Origin of the sequence: Pseudoalteromonas distincta, from assembly GCF_000814675.1 — a bacterium.
Taxonomy (GTDB): Bacteria; Pseudomonadota; Gammaproteobacteria; order Enterobacterales; family Alteromonadaceae; genus Pseudoalteromonas; species Pseudoalteromonas distincta.
The window spans coordinates 186959-206898 of the sequence record NZ_JWIG01000022.1 but is presented as its reverse complement, the minus strand read 5'-3'; the positions used below and the strand labels follow the sequence as shown (position 1 = coordinate 206898).

The following is a 19940-nucleotide window of genomic DNA, read 5'->3' as shown; positions in this document are numbered from 1 at the left end:
TTAATCGTCCCTAGAAAGAACCCTTTGGGCAGCGCATGTTTGGTATTTATGCTGCGTTATCGCCTATTCATGGGGAATAACCACACTACATAGGCTCCGCCTTGCCTAAAAAACAAACATACTGCTGTAAATTCACCCACCAAAGATCAACACGCCCTAGTCTGGTTTAATTAAAAACCAAATTTACCGTTGCTGTTCTGCCATTGTGCTTTTGCAGGAATAGTTTCAATAGTGTCCCAGTGTTCTACAATTTTGCCATTTTCTACACGGAATAAATCATAAAACGATACATGCTTATTCATAAATGTACCTTCGTTTACTGCTAAAACAAAGTTACCTTGACCTAAAATAATATGGTTTTTGCTTACTATCATTGGCATGTTTAACTTAGCGAGTTCACCAAGCGCTTTACCTAAGCCGCTTAAATCGTCTGCAATTGCAGAGTTGTGCTGAATATACGCGCCTTTTTCACTGCTAATAAAGTCATTGATTTTAGCCATGTTGCCGTTAATTAAAATGGTATTTACAAAGCCTTTAACTAGCGCTTTATTCGCTTTTGTTTTACTCAAATCGGTAATCGCTGTTGCGCCATCTAACTGCGTACGGCCACTTGGATTTACAGGTGTAATGGCTTGTAAGTTATCCCAGTGTTCTATAATTTTACCGTTTTCAAACTTAAAAATATCAAAGCCAACTTTCGGACCAAAAAAGTTATATTCAGTATGTGTAACTGTGTAGTTACCATCAGAAAAAGCGCGTTTCACTTGCGCTTTTGCGCTGCCTTTAGGTAATTGCTGGAGTACTTCACCAAAACCTGCAAGGCCATCTTTAACGGCTAAATTATGCTGTGTGTATTGAGTTGGGTTTATATGGCTAATGGCTTTGGCATCGCCTGTTTCTATGCTTGAAATAACTGCAACCGCTTTATCGGTATTACTAAGTGTAGTTTGTTCAGATGTGGTTTTTTGTACACTTGCACATGCAGTTAAGCTAATAACTGCAGTCGCTAACACACTGCGAGTAAGTAGTGATAATGGTTTCATTGTAATGCCCTTAATTATTGGTATGCAGGCATTTTATGTAATATTTATAATGTGCAGTAGAGTGTAAGTTGGCGCTAAAATGGTAAAAATCGAACCCCGCCAATCTAAGCTAAGTCGGCTATAAAATAGTGGCACTATGGCGTACTTGAAACTGACTCGGTGTAGCTCCTGTTTGTTTTTTAAAATATTTTACAAAGTTGCTAGCATCTTCAAAACCAAAATCGTAAGCGAGTTTTTGTGTTGTTACATTGCTTATTATTAAGCGGCGTTTTATTTCTATTAAGGTAAACGCGTCAATCATTTGCTTTGCTGTAAGGCCGGTACTTAATTTACAAATACTATTAAGGGTTTTGTAGGTTGTATGCAGCTTGTTTGCATACCAGTTAGCATCGCGAATAGTTAGAAAATGGCTCTGTAGCAACTTATAAAAAGTACCCAGTTTAATGCTTTGCTCTGGGTTGATATTATCATGACGCAGTTCTGGGCGTAGCCTATGCAATCCTAAAGCCAGCGCGCTAAATAAATACATAACAATGAGTGGGTCTGATTGCGGGTGTGCAATTTCTATTTCCATTTCGTTTATGGCATTTATTACCCGCGCTTGGCTATGTTTATTTAGCTTAAGTAATGGCGTATGTTGTTGGTTTAAATGGGTTGGTGTGTAATTTGGTAAGCGCATATTGGTATGCACGCGGTCTAAAAATGTTTGCGTAAACAATACAACATACCCTGTTGGTTGCTTACTAAAGTCGAATGCGTGCACTTGGTCGGGTTGCAAAAAAATAAGTGTGTTTGGCTCAAATGAATATTGTGTAAAATCAACCATGTGCTTTCCATTGCCCTGTTCTATATAAATAATCATATAAAACGAGACTCGATGCGGCATTTGCGGGTCGTGAGAAATTATATCTCGCTCGTACAAATTACTAAGAGGCAATATTTCAAGCTCAGCTTGCGCTGACTTATCATGGTTAAAACCAATGTTAGGAATATCCATTCGGGCTTATTTTTATGTGTTTTATAAAGTGTATGTGAGTTAGCTTTAGCTTATCAAGCACATTGCGATTTATTAACCCACTTTTTGTATGGCTGATGCTTATCGTACAGTACATTAAAGATATACGTGTAAATGAGTATAAATACTAAAAAGCCTGCTTCTAATGCAGCAGCAGCCAGCCATGTAATATTTAAATACCAAGCGAGCACTGGCAGCGTTATTACCACCATACCCAGCTCAAAGCCACATGCATGAGTAACACGAGTTAGTAAGCTGCGATCTTTTCGGTTATGTCCTGCTATTTTATCAAACACTATGTTGTAAATGTAGTTCCACAACATGGCAAAAATTGATAAACCAATGCCTACTATTGCCATTTTTCCTGTTGCAAACCCACCAAAATAAACTGATGCAGGTACAACAAAAAATAATGCAATCATCTCAAATATTAGGGCCTGAAAAATACGTTCTGCTGTGTTCATATACAAATAACTTCTTAAGTTGATGACGATGGCTGTATTTTCATTCATTATAAAGATATGTGTTAGTTACTTAGTATCGGGAAAAGCGATATGTTTAGTATTGAACAACTTCAGGCATTTGTGGCTACCGTTGAAGCTGGATCGTTTTCAGCTGCTGCGCGCGGTTTAAGTAAAGCGCAGTCGGTAATAAGCCAGCATATTATTAATTTAGAAATAGACTGTAATGCGACATTATTTGAGCGCACAGGGCGCTATCCACAATTAACCGAAGCCGGTAAACAGTTACTACCCCAGGCTAAGGCCGTGCTTAATCAACACCAGCGATTAACAAACTCTGCATTAGCACTAAACGAAAAAACACCAACCGAAATCACTATCGCACTTGACGAAGGGATCCCGTTTAAAACTATCGCGAGTATTATTAGCAAGCTGCAAAGTAAGTATCCTTACGTATCGCTTGAGTTTTTAAGTGCATCCAGCCATGACATAATTGACATGCTAAACAGCGAAAAGCTTATAACGGGTATTATTTTTAGTGAATTAAATATACCGAGTTACTTAGACTATGAATGTATTGGAACGGTAAAATTTGATTTATATGTTGCTAAGTCGCACCCTTTAGCGGGGATCAGATGTGAGAATATGGATGGTCTTCGGCTACATAGACAACTTCTTCTTCGTTCGCGCAATACACAAACAAGCAGCTTTCAGCTAAAAATTAGCCCAGAGATTTGGTATGCCGATAATTACTTTGTATTACTCGAGCTAGCAATACAAGGTAACGGGTGGTGCTTATTACCAAACCATGTAGCTCTAGATGCAGTACAAAGTGGTGAGCTGGTTAAACTTCCTCTTGAGTTTGAAGAAATGGGTTGGTTGGCTAATGTTGATGTATTACAGCATCAGCGGCATAGTAATCAAAAAGTGTTTAAAGCGCTTCGAAGTGTATTACGAGGGCTGTTATAAAATTTCTATTGTGGAATATTATTTCCATAATGATTGGGTTTTTTACCTCTTTTTTAACTGTGTCAATAAAGCCAAAATAGCGTCATTAACACAGCGTATTAAACGACGAGAGGCAAAACACATGAAAGCAATTGGATATCAACAAAACTTACCTGTTTCAAACGAGCTATCACTTCAAGACATTGAACTTGAAATGCCAACAGCACACGGCCACGATATTTTAGTGGAAGTAAAAGCAGTATCTGTTAATCCGGCTGATTTTAAAATTCGTGAATCAATGCCAGCGCCAGAAGGCGAATACAAAGTACTTGGCTTTGATGCTACAGGCGTTGTTAAATCTGTTGGCGAAAATGTGTCTTTATTTAAACCTGGCGACAAAGTTTGGTATGCCGGCGATGTAACGCGTTCAGGTAGTAATACACAGTTTCAATTAGTTGATGAGCGTATTGTAGGTAAAATGCCAACGACGTTATCTAACTTTGAAGCCGCAGCGCTTCCTCTTACTAGCCTTACCGCATGGGAGTTGTTGTTTGATAGATTAAACGTAGCTGAAAATGATGATTCTAAAAGTATTTTAGTGATTGGTGCTGCCGGCGGTGTAGGCTCAATTATGGTGCAATTGTTAAAGCAGCGCACTAAGCTTAAAATTATTGCTACAGCGTCTCGCGCCGAAACCACGTCGTGGTTAGAGGATTTAGGTGCCGATACTATTATTAATCACCGTAATTTATTAAGTGAAGAGTTTGCAGCTAAAAATTTAGGTGAAGTAGATTATGTCGTTAGTTTAAATAACACTGCTCAACACTTGCCTGAAATAGTTAAAGTGATTAAGCCACAAGGTAAGTTTGCACTGATTGACGACCCTGAAACACTTGATATTGTGCCATTCAAAACCAAATGTGTGTCGGTACATTGGGAGCTTATGTTTACTCGTTCATTATTTAAAACAGACGATATGCAAGAGCAACACGTTATTTTAAATAACGTAGCGACGATGATTGACGAAGGCCTGATTAAAACAACATTTGGTGAGCATTTAGGCACTATTAACGCCGTTAATTTACGTAAAGCGCATCAGCATCTTGAAACGCAAACGGCTAAAGGTAAAGTTGTTTTAGAGGGCTTTTAAATAACCACTTTATAAGTATATTTTGAGTACACAAAAAAGCCCCTAACGAGGCTTTTTTATATCTGCTATTTGTATAACTGTTTGTAATTAGGCATATGTTCAACCCAAAATGGCGGTGTACCAATATACTCTTGCACGGTTTTAATAAACTCACTTACCAATGGGGTTTGTTTACGATGAGGGTAAAGCGCGTAAATACCTGTGCCCATAGTTGATAGTTTATAATTAGTTAAAAGCGGCACAAGGCCCATTTTATCAATAGGTTCTTCTAGATTAAATAAATCGAGCATTACATACCCAAGCCCTGCTTTTACTGCATCGACCATAGCGCGTACATCACTCACTTTGTAATTGCCTTTCATTTTATGTATTTTTTGCTCATCACCATGAGGCTCAGTGCTTAACTTAATTTGGTCGAGACTTACATCGCCATTGCCATAAATAATAGCGGGTAAAGCTAATAAATCTTCTGGCGTGCTTGGCATTCCGTGCTTTTTTATAAAATCATGTGATGCAACAAGCGCAAAGTGCATATTAGCAATTTTTCTAGCCATTAAATTAGAGTCGTTTAGTTTGCCTATTCTAAAGGCTAAATCGTAATGATCGGCAATAATATCGTTACGCTTATCGTCAAGCATCAAGGTTATTTTTACCTCAGGATACTTTTGCATAAATATATTAATAGCGGGCTGAATATACTGCTGACCAAAAAACATACCGGAGGTAATGCGCAAAATACCTTTTGGCTTTGCCTGATACGAGTCGGCTATGCTATGGATATCAGAAAGTGTATCGATAAGAATATGCGCTTGCGTTAAAATTTCCTCTCCTGCTGAGGTGAGCGAAAACGAGCGCGTAGAACGATTTAACAATTGCACACCTAAACTGGTTTCGAGTTTTTTAATTTGTTTAGACAGCGACGAATTATCCATATCATGCAGTGCTGCGGCTTTGGCAAATGAGCCTTTTTGCACTACATCTACAAATAACGTTAATTGATTAGTTATCGACATATCACTCTCCTAAATCCCAGTAAGGTGTATCGCCATAATAGCCACTTGCAAAATCAACAAACGCACGTACTTTACTGGGTAAAAACTGTCTGTTTGCATACACCATGTAAAGCCCCATTGGCTCGGGTTCGTAGTCATTTAAAATGCGCACTACTTTACCTTGAGCCAGCGCTTCCCCTGCTATAAATGTTGGCTGCATAGCAATACCACCACCCGCAATGGCTGTATTTAGTAGTAAATCACCATTGTTAGCCACAAAGTTACTTTCAAGCTTTAGTTCGCTTTTTAACTCATTAACTCCAAATAATCGTTTTGTGGGCTCACTGTGGGAATAGCGTAAATAATTATGTGACTGTAAATCTAAAAGCGTTTGTGGCGTGCCATGGCGTTTTAAATAGTCGGGTGACGCAAACACAGCTAAACGTATAGGGGCAATTTTTTTAGCTATGAGCGTTGAGTTTTTTAATACGCCAATGCGCAGAGCAATATCAATACCCTGCTCTACTATATCTACATATTGGTCGGTGAGTCGTAAGTCTAACTTTAAATTTGGATACTGCTTTTGAAAATCAACCAACAAACCTGCTAAATGCTTAGTACCAAACGACATAGGCGCACTAATACTAAGCACACCCGAGACATTTTCGCTTAAGTTATTGAGTGAGTTTTCCATGTCTTCAATATCAATAATCACCTGCTGACAACGCTGATAATATTGATTTCCAGCCTCTGTTACACTTACTTTTCGCGTTGTACGGTGTAATAAACGCGTGCGTAGGTTATCTTCCAGCGCAGAAATATATTTGCTGACTAACTGCGGCGAAATATCGAGTTTATCGGCCGCTTTTGAAAACGATCCTTCTTGCACAACGGCTAAAAAGGTCTTCATGGTGGTGAGTTTATCCATGTTTAACAATACTTTGTTGATAATGTATAAATAAATACCATATTTATCGTCAAAATAAAAACTAATATAGTGCTTAATAACACATCTATTTGTTTAAGGTTTTAGCATGACTCAGCCCGCTTTATTTATATCTCACGGTTCGCCAATGATGGCTGTTCAGCAATCGGCTACGTCAGATTTTCTTGCATCATTAGCTCAAACGCTTAGTAAACCACGTGCTATTGTGGTTTTTTCTGCCCACTTTGATGAAGCGCACGATATAGTTATTACATCAGGAGATGCGCCGCATACTATTCACGACTTTTATAACTTCCCCAAGCCCCTGTATGAAATTCAATACCCAGCACCAGGAGACCCTAAGCTCGCTAATACTATTTGTGAGTACTTTTACAAAGCGGGTATTAAAACGGTGCAAAATGCAGATCAAGGTTGGGATCATGGTGTGTGGATCCCGCTGCGCTTAATGTACCCAAGAGCTAATATTCCCATTGTTCAGGTGTCTATTAACACGCGTTTGGGCGCTCAGGCGATGTATAAATACGGGCAGTTACTTGCACCACTGCGCAGCGATAATGTATTAATTATTGGCTCCGGCGGGATTAGTCATAATCTACGTGAAATATTTAAAAACCCTGCTACACCTAATCGTGTTCAAATGATTAATGAGTTTACCCAATGGGTTGAGCAAAAATTAATAGCGCAAAACACCCAAGCGTTACTTAACTATTTAGATGAAGCACCCAATGCTTTATTTAATCACCCTACCCAGGAGCACTTTTTACCTCTTTTTGCAGCGCTTGGAAGTAGTGATGGTAAAGCCAAAAAAATACATGAAGACATCGAAATGGATATTTTAGCACTCGATGCTTATAAGTTTTATTAATTTGAGCGTTTGTTCAAATTAAGTTAAGCTGTAAGTAAGTACTCTAAAACCAACTTAATTTATTTTATTGCGGAGCAAACATGGCAACTACACTTGCATTTGACGTATACGGTACGCTAATAAACACTCACGGCGTACTGTCCTTACTCGACGACATGATTGGCGATAACGCCCAAGCATTTTCAAATACATGGCGTGAAAAGCAATTAGAGTATTCATTTAGACGTGGATTAATGCAAAATTATATTCCTTTCTCGCTATGTACAAAACACGCACTCGATTACGCCTGCTTAGCGCACAAAACCGAGCTAAGTCAAGATCAAAAGGGGCAACTGCTAGAGCTTTATAAAACGCTTCCTGCGTTCGATGATGTAAAAGCAGGCCTTGAGCAATTAAAAGCGAAGGATTACCGTTTGTTTGCATTTTCAAACGGCGCCGCCGACGCAGTTCATACCTTATTAGAAACTGCTGGCATTAGTGAGCTTTTTGAAGGGGTAGTAAGTGCCGACGACATTAAAACCTTTAAACCAAATCCAGGGGTTTATAGTCACTTTTTACGCGAAACCAATTCAACAGGCGCAAACACGTGGCTTGTATCAAGTAACCCGTTTGATGTAACCGGTGCCATATCGCACGGTATGCGAGCGGCGTGGATTCAACGATCTAAAGAATCTATTTTCGATCCGTGGGAAATACAGCCAAATACTATCGCAACCGACTTACTCGATTTAAAAGCAAAATTAGAAAGCGTTAACTAATTTTCTATTCCCCCTTTTGCTTATGGTATTAAGTGCCGTGGGTGTAAAGGGGGTTTACGTTTTAACTATTTACTCCCGCCTTTATTAACTCAATCACTGTATTCATACGTTTTGCCAACGGCCTATTTCGGTGATGGCACACATAAATAGATTCACTAACCGGACATTCTAAATGATGTGTTTTTATAAGTTGTGGTTTATTGAATGCGCCAACAGCATGAGCAGGTAATACCGTAAAGCCCAACTCTAAACTTACTGGTTCTAGTATTAAACTAATTTGGTTAGAAAATCCCGTACGTCTTATTTGGTCAATATGCTCAAACTCACTGTAGTTTTCGCTTAGTAGTAGCTGCGCATGATGGCTTGCATCGGGATGAGCAATAAACCCTAGCTCACACAGGGTTTGCCAATTAGGCATGTTTATACCTGCAGGCGTTATAAGTAGTAGTGGCTCTTGGCTTATTTTATGGCTGGTTAGTTCGCTAAATGTTGGAGCTTGAGTTAAAAACCCGATGTCGGCACTATGGTTTGCTACTGCTTGTTCAACACTTACATTGGGCGCAAAGCGGTAATCAATAATTAGTTCTTTATGCTCAGATTGCAGTGCTAATAATTGATTATAAAACTTTAAACCACAACTGCCCGGAGATTGAATCTTTACCGCTCCGCTGTACGGCGAATCATCTTTTAATTGTTGTTCTAAAAACTGCCAATCTTTAAGAAGTAGGCTGCCCTGCTGATATAAGTTTTGGCCCTGAGGAGTAAGAGAAAACTGCTTACCATGGCGCTCAAGCAAAGCGCAGTTAACTTGTTGCTCTAGCTTTTTAATGTGCTGACTTACACCAGATTGGGTCATATAAAGGCGCTCAGCTGTTTTGGTAAAATGATTTACCTCAACCAAAGTACAAAACGTATTTAACCATGTTGGATTTATCATTACAAAACGCACTCAAAATGATGATTAATGATAATTTTACTTAATGTTGGTCGGTTCGTAAACTAACTCCATCGACTAGTCACAAGATAAGTCACAAGTTAAAGAGGAAGCATTATGAGTCATACATATCCACGTAGTTTTTCGCACATTGGTATTTCGGTTCCCGACGTTGAAAAAGCAGTCGAGTTTTACACTAAGGTGATGGGCTGGTACACCATAATGGAACCCACTTTAATTACCGAAGATAAAAGCCCAATTGGCGAAATGTGCACAGAAGTATTTGGCGAAAAGTGGGAAAAATTCAAAATAGCGCACCTATCTACAGGGGATCGTATTGGTGTCGAAATTTTCGAATTTAAAAATCAAGAAAACCCAAGAGACAATTTTGAATACTGGAAAACAGGCATCTTTCATTTTTGTGTTCAAGACCCTGATGTAGAAGGTTTAGCCGAGCGTATTGTAGAAGCTGGCGGTAAAAAACGTATGGAAGCCCCTCGTTATTACTACCCGGGTGAAAAGCCGTACCGCATGATCTACATGGAAGACCCGTTTGGTAACATCCTTGAGATTTACAGCCACAGCTACGAGCTTATTTACAGCGCAGGGGCTTATTAAATAGCACTTAGCTTAAAGCATTTAGCTAAAAACAAAGGCCGCAGTATTTATTACTGCGGCCTTTTTGTTTCAGTTATAGAGTTTTTAAATACACTTCACCGTCTTCTTATTCTCTATAACTTGTTTTTGCTTAGCTTGTGCAGCATGTTTTTCCCTGAGTTGAAAATATTATCAACCTCCAGAAAAGCACTACCAATCGAACTGTGTCCTAGTGAATTTATGAACGACATAATGTATTTGTCAGGAACTTTTGCTCTTATCCACAAACAGGCTACATGTCAGTACCGCTGAGATTAAAAAACAAAACATTACGCTTAATGTAAATAATATAAAGTTTTCATTTTTTGATATAGCTGCTCCTTTAAGGAGTATTTCACCGCTATTAAGTGCATCTACTCCTACATAGATCATCAACGGAATTACAAAAAATGCATTGCTGAGCTTAATAAGTAAGTCCTTTGATGAAAGACTTACTAATTGAGAAGCATTATGCTCTTCCTCGTCTCTATTTAATAGTTCGGCTTTTAATAGCTCAAAGCGTTCAGGGTACAAAGCCCTATCAATAGACGTGATAGCTTCTTGCAATTCAGTAATAGAATATTCTGAATAATTTGGTTCCATCTATTAAACCTTCTCCAGTGCCTAGCGCTTACATAAGCGGAAAAATATAGTTGACCAAAATGGTTTTAGGAACAAAAAACAGCCAGCTATAATTTTTTCATTTGATATTTACGTTAGGTTTTTTAGTTAACTGTATATAAAACAAGTATATATAGCTAATGGGCCAAAGTAAGAATATGGAAGCTACTAGTTTAAAGTGTCCATTTTTATATGAATGTGCTTGTGCTGAAAACCAACTTAATAAAGCTCCAATTACCCACAAAATCTTAAGAATGTTACCAAACCAGTGTTCATTAAGGAAACTCATAAAACTGGTGTTTTGACTTGCAAATATAAATAACAAAAGAGCTGAGGTACCAAATAAGAGACAGCTTCTTGATTCTGAACATTTTAGTAAGAATAGGCTAAAACCATCTTCCATGTTTTCACTAAAAAGTGGATGCTTCATAGAACTCCATTTAACATCGAACGATTTTATAGGCCGCGAATCGAGCATACTTCTGCCGATGTCACGCTCATGTTTCTACTTTATACAGTTTTAACAAATTACCTAAGGCATTGCTATCAAAAGCTATTTAATATTTACAAGCAAAGTTAAGGCATATAAATGCGCATTTCGCTCATTTCCTTGATTATGTAAGTAAGCAGCAGTTTGGCTGGCTTAATAGGTATTATAAGTATATGATATTGATAATTATTTGCATTAATAAGGTTTTGAAGGTGTGTATGAAAAAGTCTATGTTAACTCTGGCGTTAGTTATGGGGTTGGGTGGTTGTAGTACAACCACTGTGCTGCCTGATAAAAGCTCATCGCTTTATTACACTGCACTTTATAATGCACAAGCAAAGCCTGTTAGCTCTGTATTATTAGAGCCCACGCTATTAAATGCCGATGTGGTTTTAGTGGGAGAATGGCATACGCACCCGGGTGTGCATTTATTTCAGGCTGAGTTATTTGAGCAATTAAGTAGAGTCAATAAACGCACTGCCCTGTCGCTTGAACAATTTAGCCGCGCCGATCAGCTTACTTTAAACCAGTATGTTAAAGGTGAAATTGGTGAGCAATACTTAATTGACAACACCCAAGCGTGGCCTAACTACAAAAGTGATTACCGTGCGCTGGTAGAGCTGGCAAAAACGAACAATAGCGATGTAATCGCTGCAAATGCCCCTAAAAATATAGTCACCTGTATTGGCAGGCAAGGCATAAGTTACCTAAATACACTTGATGAAACACAGCAGAGCTATATTGCCAGCACTATTGATACCTCCCCCAGTGATTACAAGCAACGTTTTATGACCTCAATGCATCACGGCTCGCCAAGTCAAAATGAAAACTATTATGCTGCGCAAGTTACCTGGGATGAAACCATGGCAGAATCTATTGTTAACTATTTAAATAATCATAAAGATGCGCAGGTAATGCATATAGCGGGCAATTTTCATGTGAAAAATGGCGAAGGTATAGCGCGCGTTATTAAGCGTTTAGCGCCAGAGCTAAATGTTGTGTGGATATCGCCGGTAACAAGTGTGCAAGCTAATCAAAATGGATATCAGTTGCTGGTTAACCCTTTGCCTCCTCGTTATGTGCAAAAACAGCATCAACAAGCGGGTTTTAAAGCGTTAGGCAAGCGAAGTGAGCGAGGCGAGCAAACAGCTTGCTTATAAAATAACGACATAGTTAGTGAATCTCTTAACCAGGGCTCAGGTTAACTATGTCGTCATGTATTTAGTTTAGTTATTTCGGGCTTGATTGGTTAGCTCAACCAGCGCTTTACGTACCTCTAACGGGCTGTGGCACTGGGTTTTAAAGTTAATAAAGTAGTTACGCTTTTGGCTTTGTATATAAAAGCCTGTGGGTAATAGGCCGCTCATTATTGGGGTGTTATCAGCAACGCTGTGGTGCTGCATTAATATGAGCGACATAGCATCTTGATGATCGTCATTCATATGGTTAATCATACTTTGCTGCTGGCTTTCGTCCCAGTTTTTTGCCTCGCATTGCCATTCGTTTTGTTCAAGCCAAAATATTTTGCCAAAGCCGCCAATGTAGCGCACGCGTACTACGTCTAATTGCCATAATTGAAAGTCGTGCGCATTACGATAGCTTGCGGCTTCGGGGTATAGGGCAATATAGTTATCAAGCAAAGTGTGTGCTTGCTCACTTGGCACAACAGAGCCATCGCCTACAAGCGTTACTCGCCCGTGCTCGTTTTGATCGCCGTAGTCGGCGGCATCAAACACAGTGAGGCTCATACGAGAGTCGTGCTTTAGATTTTTAGTGTGCTGGGCTATATCGCTAATAAAAAAGTAAACACGGCCTTGTTCGTCGCACATATAGGGGGTTACTGAGCCAAACGGGTAGCCGCGTAAATTGTTAGAAATGGTCGACATGACACCGGCATTGGTTTTGTAAACCAAGGTGCGTGCATCGTTTAATGCTTGCTCTCTCATAAAAACTCCTGACGTTGAGAAAAAACCATGGGTGCATCGTTATAAGGATGAGGATTTACGTGCAGTTTCATGGCGTACATTTGTTGTAAGTTTTGTTCAGTTAAAACGGTGTTTATAGGCCCACTTTGCAACACTTTTTTGTTGTGCAGTAAAATAGCGTCGGTTGCATAAAGGCTGGCTAAATTTAGGTCGTGTATTGCAATAATAGCGCTGTTGCCTTGCTCTACAAAGGCTTTAACGCAGCTGAGCAAAGCATGTTGGTGGCGCATATCAAGTGCTGATGTAGGCTCGTCAAGCAGCATGAGTTTTGGCTCGCACGATTGTGTAAAAGCATTTAGCTGCGCTAAAGTTCGCGCCATATGCACACGTTGTTGCTCTCCGCCCGAAAGCGCACTTACGCGGCGAGTTAAATAATCACTTAAATCCATAATTGCGGCGTATTTATGTACTTTTTCGCTTTGCATTTTTAATGACTCTACATATGGGTAGCGGCCCATTGCAATAAGCTCAAATACAGTAAAATCAAACCCTACGTGGTTTGCTTGCATCATCACTGCGCGCTGTGTCGCTAGGCGTTTTTTAGCATGAGCGGCCAGCGGCTTGTTATTAAAAAGTACACTGCCTGTAAAGGAATGCATACCTGCTAAGGTATGCAGCAAGGTAGATTTACCTGCGCCATTTTCACCAAGTAGTGCTACAAGTTGCCCTTGTTTAGCGCTGCCATTAATAGCGTTTAAAACGCTGTGATTATCAAAGCCAACGCTTAGATTGTTAAACGTGATCATGACCAACCTCGCTTATTTTTAACAATTAAATAAATAAACAATGGCGCACCTAAAAGCGCGGTAATAATGCCAATAGGTAGCTCGGCTGGCATTATTACAATGCGTGCTAACCAATCAGAAAGTAGCAATACCACCACGCCAATTAACATACAAAGCGGCAGCATATTACGTAAATGCGGCCCCACCATTAAGCGGGCAATATGCGGGACGACTAAACCAACAAACCCTATTAAGCCGGTAAGCGCTACAACTGCACCTACTCCTAATGCAACGAGTATAATTACATATAATTTAAGTTTATTAGTGTCTACTCCTAGGTACTGAGCTTGTGACTCGCCAATCAGGAGTAAGTTCATAGGATTTTTTAATCGCCAAAGGCCAATAAGGCTAATAAGCAGTAATGGCGCAGCTTGAATAATTGTACTCCAGCTTGCTCCGCCTAATGAGCCCATGGTCCAGTAATTTATTAATCGTAATGCACTGTCATCGGCAAAAAAGCTCAGTAGCCCAATAACCGCAAATGCTAATGCGTTAATAGCAACCCCGACTAATATAAGTGTGGTGATATTAATTTGCCCTTGCTGCTTAGCAATAAAATATACCAGCGAGGTAACACCAAGCGCCCCTAAAAACGACGCATAAGGTAAATACAACTGCGCGTTAAAATTAAACTGCGCGCTAAGTGCTATAAACGCCACAGCAACCATAGCCGCACCCGCACTAATGCCAATAATAGATGGGTCGGCCAATGGGTTGCGGCACAGTGCTTGCGTTGAAGCGCCTGTTTGAGCAAGCACCAACCCTACAAGCACTGCAAGGACAAAGCGTGGCAAACGTATTTGCATTACGACATTTATTTGCAGCGCATCAAACTGATTAAAGCGCTCGGGCGCAAGCCAAGCAATGGCTAAACGCCAATCCCACCCTGCTGGCCCATACCCTATGCTAAGTAGCGCCAAAGCAAAAATACACACAGAGGCTAATAGCATCCATTTATGGGTTTGGCTAAGTGTTACAGGCTTAAAACGGCTCAATGTTAGGGTGTTCATAAGTGGGCTTTGTACTCGTTAAGCTCATTAATTGCTGTGGCAATACGTGGCGACATGCCAAGCGAAAGTAGGCTATCCATTACAAGTAAGTTACAGCTTTGCGCCGCTTTTAATAAGCGTAATGTAGGTTGTTCACAAAAAGCCTGCTTACCGCCAAGGCTGTGTACAACATGGGCTGGGGCGACTAAAAAGTCGGGCTGATTTACAGCCAGCACCTCAGTGTTAATTGCTTTAAAGCCTGAATGCGTAGCGCCTATATTAGTAATACCTGCATAGCTAAATAATAAATTAGGCACGGTTTCTTGCCCTGCGGCAACAAGCCCGCGCTCATTAGCTGAGAGTAAAAATAGCGCACTGTGCGTTTGCTGTTTTGCCTTTTTGGGCAGCGATTTTTTAATTTGAGTAATAAGTGACTGTGCTTTTTGCTGGGCGTTTAAATCGTCACCCAAGCGTTTAATTAGCGCAAGTAGCTCGTTAACAGAAGTAGGCTTTTTATAATGAATGAGCTTAACCCCTGTTGCCTCAATTTGCTTAAGTGCTTGGCTTCGCCCTGCCCCTTCAAGCGCTAATAAGGTGGTTGGGCGCATAGAAAGTACGCCTTCTGCTGCTAAATCGCGATAATAACCCACCTGCGGTAACTGCGTGGCTTGGTGCGGGTACATGCTAGATTGATCAACCGCTACAAGGGCATTTTGTTTGCCTAGCGCATAAATTATTTCAGTTAGGGTGCCACCCGCGCTAATAACGCGCTCTTGTGCAAGTGCAGGTTGGGCCATTAAAGCAAATACTATTAATAGGTATTTCATTACATACTCCGGTTTTTATTTTTGGATATTATAATCAATTAAATCTAAATGAAAATGATTATCATAATTAATTGATCTTATTTTGACTTAGTTGTAACATCTTCGCTATAAATAATAACTATTATCATTTGGAGTTAAAATGAACCCCTCTGCATTTAAATTTACTGCTATAGCAACCTTATTACTTGGCTCGGGCACGGCCATTGCCGAAAACATAATTGACGATCATATTGTTGTGAGTGGCTCGCGCTTTGAGCAAAAGCTTAAAGATGTAACTGGCTCAGTCACTGTTATTACCGAGCAAGACATAGAGCGCCAGCTAGCAGTAGATTTACAAACCATGTTTAAATACGATTCAAGCATTGCAACCCCTGGCAGTGGCGCAGGTGCGCAAACACTTACTGTACGTGGTGTTGGCGGTAACCGGGTTGTATTTATAAAAGATGGCCGACGCACCAACGATGGTTATGCAGGTGGAGGGGGCTATTTAGTTGGCCGTAATTATTTTGACGTAGCAGGTGTAAAACAAGTAGAAGTAGCCAAAGGTGCTGCATCGTCATTATATGGCTCTGATGCACTTGGTGGCATTGTGGTTATAACCACTAAAGATCCTAGTGATTATTTAAAAAATAACAGCAGCTTTGTAAAAATGGCGCTTGGGTATCAAGGTCAAAGTAATCAAGTTGCCGCCGATATTACTGCGGCAAAAGACTTAGGCGACTTTGCAGTAAGTGCCGTGTATAGCCACCGCGATAGCGAAGAAGTACAAAACTATGACGAAAACTTACCCGGTTATGATGCTAAGTCGGATGCTTTATTAGTTAAATTTGAGCAACAGCTTGATGAAAAACGCACACTTAAATACACCCTTGATTACTTTAACCAAACAACTGAGCAAGTAATAACCCCCGCGGTTCAAGAAACCGAAGAAGATGACACGAGTTGGTCACTGGCGCTCGATTACCATTCAGAAGTAGCTACAGCTGCGTTTGATAAATGGTACGGGCAAGTGTCTTATAGTAGTTACGAGCAACAAAGCGATCAAATTAGTGGCGCAAGCACCTACACCGATTATAACGACTATCGTTTTGAGCAAAATATTTTAGGTTTAAAAGCGGTATTCAATAAAGGGTTTAACGCAGAGAGTGCCGATCATGAAGTGGTGTACGGGATTGATATAGACTTATACGACACCACCCGGCCACGCTTTAAAACCCGTATTTTAGCCGATGGCACTGTTGATTTTACAGACCAAAAACAAAAAGCATTCCCGGGGGCTGATACCTCTTTAATTGGCGCTTATGTACAAGACAGTATTTCGTTTAATAATAGCGCGTGGTCGGTTATTGCGGGTGTGCGATATGATTACTACACCCTAGAGGCTAAAAATGATGAGCTATACGCCGATGCGCAGCTTGGTGATATTACCGAATCTGCTTTTTCGCCTAAGCTAGGTGCTATATACCAATTGGATGATAACTTGTCGTTGTACGGGCAATACGTACGAGGCTTTAAAATACCACCACACGACCAAGCCTATCAAAGCCACGGCGTTGAACCGTTTTATCAAATATTACCAAACGCCGATTTAGACCCTGAAAGCAGTGATTCGTTTGAGCTTGGGCTAAGATACGCCAGCAGCGATATTAGCGTAAATTTAAGTGCTTTTTATGCAGCATACGATGACTTTATAGAAACCGCCGTAGTGGGTGTTGAGCCAACGTACATTCCTGGCGTAAACAAAACGCTGTATCAGTACCAAAATATTAGCGAAACACAAATAAGCGGTGTGGAAGCCGGAATTGCCATGTATGTAGCTGAAAATATACTACTAGAGGCAAACGTGGCTTACGTTGATGGTGAAAATAAAGAAACCGATCAGCCACTTACCAGCATTAGCCCGTTAAATGGCTCAGTATTGTTAAGTACAGAACAGGGTAATATTAACTGGACCGCCGCGTTGCGTTTGGCTAAATCGCAATCGGATGTAGTACTTGATACAAACGGTAATAAAACTACGCAAGGGCATGGCTACGGCGTTGTTGATTTATACGCAAACTACGAATGGCAAGCGTGGCAGCTAAATGTAGGTGTACTTAACTTGCTCGATAAAGAATATGTGCCTTTTGAGCTAATTGCAGGGCAATCGCAAAGTGCTGACTTTAGCCAATACACCCAACCTGGGCGTAACTTTTCAGCCAAAATAAGCTATGAGTTTTAATTAGCTCCTAGAAAATTAAATAGCAACAAACGGTGCATGAAGCTGCAGCGTTTGTTGAGTTTATTTTTAAGATGACACCCAACCTAATTTTTTATTTATTGATTCCTAGATTCTAATTGGAAGTGCACCACCTAATTCATTATGGCTAAAGTACAAAATTAACGGTGGGTGTCATCTCAAAATTTACTAAAAACAAAGTAACACTTTATAAAACCAGCGATTTAAAGCCAAAATCACTGGTTTTATAAATTAATTAACTGCAAAGTCTTTTGTTTCTAAATAGCTTGGTACGGTTTTAAAACATGCCTCTAGTTTGCTTTTAAGCGCAGTGCTTATCGAAGCATCACACTTCAATTCCCCGTTATATTTACTCATAGTAAGCGGTACTAAGCTTAACGAGTCATAGCTTGGCTTGCTTTGTATTTTATGAATTACTAAACCTTGCTGCTCTGTTAGCTTTATTAATGCAAACACATTTTTTTGTGCTTGATTAGTCGTTATTTTTTCAACATATAGCGGATTTTTAAAGATTAGCTTTGTAGTAAAAAGTGCGTTGCCACCGCGTTCAAAATGGCCGTTAAATAAAGTTACATTTAAGGTGGGTGTCTTTTTATTTATTAATAAATTTAGGTCAAATTTGGTTGGTAAAATAGTGATCTGTTCTTGCTCGTCTGCTGCTTTATTTAAAATATTTTTGATTGTTTTTAAGTGGGTGTCATCCGTAGTTACTTCATACACTATTTGGTAGTTGTGTGGAGGGGCGTATAAAGGCATGTGGCTGGCAAGTACTTTATCGCCGGCTAAAATAAGCGCCATACCATGGAAGCCATTATAGCTGTGGGTTTTGTGTGAATTGTGTTGAGGTGTATTTGCGTGCGCTGCACTCGATAATAAAATAAAAAATAGCAGTATGTGTTTCATGTTAGTGCTCAAAAAATATATATAGCGCCACTATAAGCTGATTTTTATATACAAATAATCGATAATAAGTGATTAGTTGTTTCCTTTTAGTTAATACGGTTTGGCGCTATGTATTTAGATGACATTGAAAAAGTAATTCATATGGCGGGTTCGCAAAATCTGCATACAACCGCTAAGCACTTTAATATTACCCCAGGTGCGCTGTCTAAAACGCTAAAAAAGGTTGAGGCAAACTTAGCCACGGAGCTGTTTAACCGTGTAGGTAAAACCTTAGTACTCAATGATAAAGGCAAAGAGTTTGTTAAGCACAGTAGCGATTTAGTTCATAATTACCAGCAGCTTACTAGCCGTTTTAAAAGCGATAATCATAAATTTAATGCGGTTATTGCAGGCCCTGCCATTTTACTCAAAAGTGGCGTTAAAAAGCTGCTTACACCCCTTAGTAACCTGCCTTGCTCGGTGCGTATTAATAATGTATTTGAAGGTGAAGCCATAAGCCAAGTTGCATCAGGTTCGGCGCATATTGCGCTAGTTACTCGCGAGGCATTAAACAACAGCTCACATACTAATTTAGTGGCGGTTGACGTATTTAATACTGAGTTTAGTGTAGCTGCGTCTCCTTCACATCAGCTAGTACAAAAAGGCTTTTTAACACTCAATAAAAACCAATTACTACAGTTGTCTTTTGCATGCCCGTTGTTTTCACCACTGTGCGGCCTTGAACAAGGTATTGGCTCCGACGGCTGGCAAGATGAAATAGCCCCGCGCAATATTGTATTTAGATGTAGCGATTACAGTGCATTAATAGAGGTGATACAAAGTGGCTTGGCGTTGGCATATTTACCAAATTTCGTGATTGATGATTTAGGGCTTAAAAAATTAACTGTAAAGGGGGTTAACAGTCGCTACAGCGAGGACGTAGTAATGATTTACAAACCATCAAAAGCTGATGGCTGGCTTAATAAACTCATGCACTCTTTGTAGAGAATTTATCAATTTAAGTTCAATGCAAAGTATTACTTAGCTAAGCAGTGGTTAGCTAATATCAGCAACAATGCACTGATTACGGCCATGTTCTTTTGCATGGTAAAGTGCTTTGTCAGCACATTTGTAAACTTGGTCTATGTCGTTACTGTGCTCAGGCCAAGTTGAAATCCCAATAGAAATTGTTATAAAGCCGATAGTGTCCATCTCTGTTGATTCTACTGTTTTACGTAAACGCTCAGCAATTTTAAAAGCGCTTTGGCTATCTTCATTAGGTAACACTAGGACAAACTCTTCACCGCCGATTCTTGATATTATTTCGTCTTTGTCCTGTCCAACAAAGTCGTTAACACGTTTTAAAAAGTCTAT

The 19940-nt window shown here is 39.9% G+C and carries 21 protein-coding genes; 8 read left to right on the top strand and 13 right to left on the bottom strand.

Annotated features, from left to right (window positions below):
• Nucleotides 1–170 precede the first annotated feature (170 nt).
• The 3 genes from QT16_RS14545 to QT16_RS14535 form a co-directional block, all read right to left on the bottom strand.
• Entirely contained in the window at nt 171–1043 is an 873-nt protein-coding gene (locus QT16_RS14545; RefSeq protein WP_039488903.1) for a nuclear transport factor 2 family protein, read from the bottom strand.
• Between the two features lie 118 nt (nt 1044–1161).
• Nucleotides 1162–2040, bottom strand: a complete 879-nt coding sequence (locus QT16_RS14540; protein WP_039488901.1) for an AraC family transcriptional regulator — start codon at nt 2038–2040, stop codon at nt 1162–1164.
• A 53-nt stretch (nt 2041–2093) separates the two neighbouring features.
• On the bottom strand, nt 2094–2522 hold the full coding sequence (locus QT16_RS14535) for a PACE efflux transporter (protein WP_033020790.1): 429 nt from the start codon (nt 2520–2522) through the stop codon (nt 2094–2096).
• A 90-nt stretch (nt 2523–2612) separates the two neighbouring features.
• On the opposite strand from QT16_RS14535, the gene QT16_RS14530 reads away from it, so the two are divergent.
• Complete coding sequence (locus tag QT16_RS14530) at nt 2613–3488, top strand: LysR family transcriptional regulator (RefSeq protein ID WP_002959257.1); 876 nt, start codon at nt 2613–2615, stop codon at nt 3486–3488.
• A gap of 121 nt (nt 3489–3609) precedes the next feature.
• A complete protein-coding gene (locus tag QT16_RS14525; protein ID WP_002959255.1) occupies nt 3610–4617 on the top strand; it encodes a zinc-binding alcohol dehydrogenase family protein in 1008 nt (335 codons plus the stop codon).
• A 65-nt stretch (nt 4618–4682) separates the two neighbouring features.
• On the opposite strand, the gene QT16_RS14520 is transcribed toward QT16_RS14525, so the two are convergent.
• Complete coding sequence (locus QT16_RS14520) at nt 4683–5630, bottom strand: LysR family transcriptional regulator (protein WP_002959254.1); 948 nt, start codon at nt 5628–5630, stop codon at nt 4683–4685.
• 1 nt (nt 5631) lies between these two features.
• Complete coding sequence (locus tag QT16_RS14515; RefSeq protein ID WP_039488898.1) at nt 5632–6537, bottom strand: LysR family transcriptional regulator; 906 nt, start codon at nt 6535–6537, stop codon at nt 5632–5634.
• Between the two features lie 106 nt (nt 6538–6643).
• Here QT16_RS14515 and QT16_RS14510 point away from each other — a divergent pair, with 106 nt between their 5' ends.
• A complete protein-coding gene (locus QT16_RS14510; protein WP_039488896.1) occupies nt 6644–7420 on the top strand; it encodes a DODA-type extradiol aromatic ring-opening family dioxygenase in 777 nt (258 codons plus the stop codon).
• Nucleotides 7421–7500: 80 nt separating this feature from the next.
• On the top strand, nt 7501–8178 hold the full coding sequence (locus QT16_RS14505; RefSeq protein ID WP_039488894.1) for a haloacid dehalogenase type II: 678 nt from the start codon (nt 7501–7503) through the stop codon (nt 8176–8178).
• Between the two features lie 61 nt (nt 8179–8239).
• Here QT16_RS14505 and QT16_RS14500 read toward each other — a convergent pair whose 3' ends face one another.
• On the bottom strand, nt 8240–9115 hold the full coding sequence (locus QT16_RS14500) for a LysR family transcriptional regulator (RefSeq protein ID WP_039488892.1): 876 nt from the start codon (nt 9113–9115) through the stop codon (nt 8240–8242).
• Nucleotides 9116–9229: 114 nt separating this feature from the next.
• On the opposite strand from QT16_RS14500, the gene QT16_RS14495 reads away from it, so the two are divergent.
• A complete protein-coding gene (locus tag QT16_RS14495; protein ID WP_039488890.1) occupies nt 9230–9730 on the top strand; it encodes a lactoylglutathione lyase family protein in 501 nt (166 codons plus the stop codon).
• Between the two features lie 240 nt (nt 9731–9970).
• Here QT16_RS14495 and QT16_RS14490 read toward each other — a convergent pair whose 3' ends face one another.
• Entirely contained in the window at nt 9971–10351 is a 381-nt protein-coding gene (locus QT16_RS14490) for a hypothetical protein (protein WP_010552898.1), read from the bottom strand.
• A 726-nt stretch (nt 10352–11077) separates the two neighbouring features.
• Between QT16_RS14490 and QT16_RS14480 the strand changes: the two genes are divergently transcribed.
• Entirely contained in the window at nt 11078–12019 is a 942-nt protein-coding gene (locus QT16_RS14480) for a ChaN family lipoprotein (protein WP_039488886.1), read from the top strand.
• A gap of 66 nt (nt 12020–12085) precedes the next feature.
• Here QT16_RS14480 and QT16_RS14475 read toward each other — a convergent pair whose 3' ends face one another.
• From QT16_RS14475 to QT16_RS14460, 4 genes are read right to left on the bottom strand one after another with little or no spacing between them, the layout of a single operon-like run.
• Nucleotides 12086–12805 carry a HugZ family pyridoxamine 5'-phosphate oxidase gene (locus tag QT16_RS14475; RefSeq protein WP_039488884.1) on the bottom strand — a complete coding sequence of 240 codons (720 nt, stop codon included), beginning with the start codon at nt 12803–12805 and terminating at the stop codon, nt 12086–12088.
• A complete protein-coding gene (locus tag QT16_RS14470) occupies nt 12802–13590 on the bottom strand; it encodes a heme ABC transporter ATP-binding protein (RefSeq protein ID WP_052201253.1) in 789 nt (262 codons plus the stop codon). The genes QT16_RS14475 and QT16_RS14470 overlap by 4 nt, the downstream gene beginning before the upstream one ends.
• Nucleotides 13587–14639 (bottom strand): FecCD family ABC transporter permease, encoded by a 1053-nt coding sequence (locus QT16_RS14465; protein WP_039488879.1) that lies wholly within the window; start codon nt 14637–14639, stop codon nt 13587–13589. Before QT16_RS14465 ends, QT16_RS14470 begins: the two co-directional genes overlap by 4 nt.
• Nucleotides 14636–15445: a heme/hemin ABC transporter substrate-binding protein gene (locus QT16_RS14460; RefSeq protein WP_039488877.1), complete on the bottom strand. Its 810-nt coding sequence runs from the start codon at nt 15443–15445 to the stop codon at nt 14636–14638. Before QT16_RS14460 ends, QT16_RS14465 begins: the two co-directional genes overlap by 4 nt.
• 139 nt (nt 15446–15584) lie before the next feature.
• On the opposite strand from QT16_RS14460, the gene QT16_RS14455 reads away from it, so the two are divergent.
• Nucleotides 15585–17666 carry a TonB-dependent hemoglobin/transferrin/lactoferrin family receptor gene (locus QT16_RS14455; RefSeq protein WP_039488875.1) on the top strand — a complete coding sequence of 694 codons (2082 nt, stop codon included), beginning with the start codon at nt 15585–15587 and terminating at the stop codon, nt 17664–17666.
• 249 nt (nt 17667–17915) lie between these two features.
• Here QT16_RS14455 and QT16_RS14450 read toward each other — a convergent pair whose 3' ends face one another.
• Complete coding sequence (locus QT16_RS14450; protein ID WP_039488873.1) at nt 17916–18587, bottom strand: hypothetical protein; 672 nt, start codon at nt 18585–18587, stop codon at nt 17916–17918.
• A 108-nt stretch (nt 18588–18695) separates the two neighbouring features.
• Between QT16_RS14450 and QT16_RS14445 the strand changes: the two genes are divergently transcribed.
• On the top strand, nt 18696–19571 hold the full coding sequence (locus QT16_RS14445; protein WP_039488871.1) for a LysR substrate-binding domain-containing protein: 876 nt from the start codon (nt 18696–18698) through the stop codon (nt 19569–19571).
• Between the two features lie 51 nt (nt 19572–19622).
• On the opposite strand, the gene QT16_RS14440 is transcribed toward QT16_RS14445, so the two are convergent.
• Nucleotides 19623–19940 carry a GGDEF domain-containing protein gene (locus QT16_RS14440; protein WP_441293227.1) on the bottom strand — a complete coding sequence of 106 codons (318 nt, stop codon included), beginning with the start codon at nt 19938–19940 and terminating at the stop codon, nt 19623–19625.

Bases quoted from the DNA above. Each gene is read 5' to 3' on its own strand.
- QT16_RS14545 (WP_039488903.1), bottom strand. From the start codon at position 1,043: ATGAAACCATTATCACTACTTACTCGCAGTGTGTTAGCGACTGCAGTT.
- QT16_RS14540 (WP_039488901.1), bottom strand. From the start codon at position 2,040: ATGGATATTCCTAACATTGGTTTTAACCATGATAAGTCAGCGCAAGCT.
- QT16_RS14535 (WP_033020790.1), bottom strand. From the start codon at position 2,522: ATGAACACAGCAGAACGTATTTTTCAGGCCCTAATATTTGAGATGATT.
- QT16_RS14530 (WP_002959257.1), top strand. From the start codon at position 2,613: ATGTTTAGTATTGAACAACTTCAGGCATTTGTGGCTACCGTTGAAGCT.
- QT16_RS14525 (WP_002959255.1), top strand. From the start codon at position 3,610: ATGAAAGCAATTGGATATCAACAAAACTTACCTGTTTCAAACGAGCTA.
- QT16_RS14520 (WP_002959254.1), bottom strand. From the start codon at position 5,630: ATGTCGATAACTAATCAATTAACGTTATTTGTAGATGTAGTGCAAAAA.
- QT16_RS14515 (WP_039488898.1), bottom strand. From the start codon at position 6,537: ATGGATAAACTCACCACCATGAAGACCTTTTTAGCCGTTGTGCAAGAA.
- QT16_RS14510 (WP_039488896.1), top strand. From the start codon at position 6,644: ATGACTCAGCCCGCTTTATTTATATCTCACGGTTCGCCAATGATGGCT.
- QT16_RS14505 (WP_039488894.1), top strand. From the start codon at position 7,501: ATGGCAACTACACTTGCATTTGACGTATACGGTACGCTAATAAACACT.
- QT16_RS14500 (WP_039488892.1), bottom strand. From the start codon at position 9,115: ATGATAAATCCAACATGGTTAAATACGTTTTGTACTTTGGTTGAGGTA.
- QT16_RS14495 (WP_039488890.1), top strand. From the start codon at position 9,230: ATGAGTCATACATATCCACGTAGTTTTTCGCACATTGGTATTTCGGTT.
- QT16_RS14490 (WP_010552898.1), bottom strand. From the start codon at position 10,351: ATGGAACCAAATTATTCAGAATATTCTATTACTGAATTGCAAGAAGCT.
- QT16_RS14480 (WP_039488886.1), top strand. From the start codon at position 11,078: ATGAAAAAGTCTATGTTAACTCTGGCGTTAGTTATGGGGTTGGGTGGT.
- QT16_RS14475 (WP_039488884.1), bottom strand. From the start codon at position 12,805: ATGAGAGAGCAAGCATTAAACGATGCACGCACCTTGGTTTACAAAACC.
- QT16_RS14470 (WP_052201253.1), bottom strand. From the start codon at position 13,590: ATGATCACGTTTAACAATCTAAGCGTTGGCTTTGATAATCACAGCGTT.
- QT16_RS14465 (WP_039488879.1), bottom strand. From the start codon at position 14,639: ATGAACACCCTAACATTGAGCCGTTTTAAGCCTGTAACACTTAGCCAA.
- QT16_RS14460 (WP_039488877.1), bottom strand. From the start codon at position 15,445: ATGAAATACCTATTAATAGTATTTGCTTTAATGGCCCAACCTGCACTT.
- QT16_RS14455 (WP_039488875.1), top strand. From the start codon at position 15,585: ATGAACCCCTCTGCATTTAAATTTACTGCTATAGCAACCTTATTACTT.
- QT16_RS14450 (WP_039488873.1), bottom strand. From the start codon at position 18,587: ATGAAACACATACTGCTATTTTTTATTTTATTATCGAGTGCAGCGCAC.
- QT16_RS14445 (WP_039488871.1), top strand. From the start codon at position 18,696: ATGTATTTAGATGACATTGAAAAAGTAATTCATATGGCGGGTTCGCAA.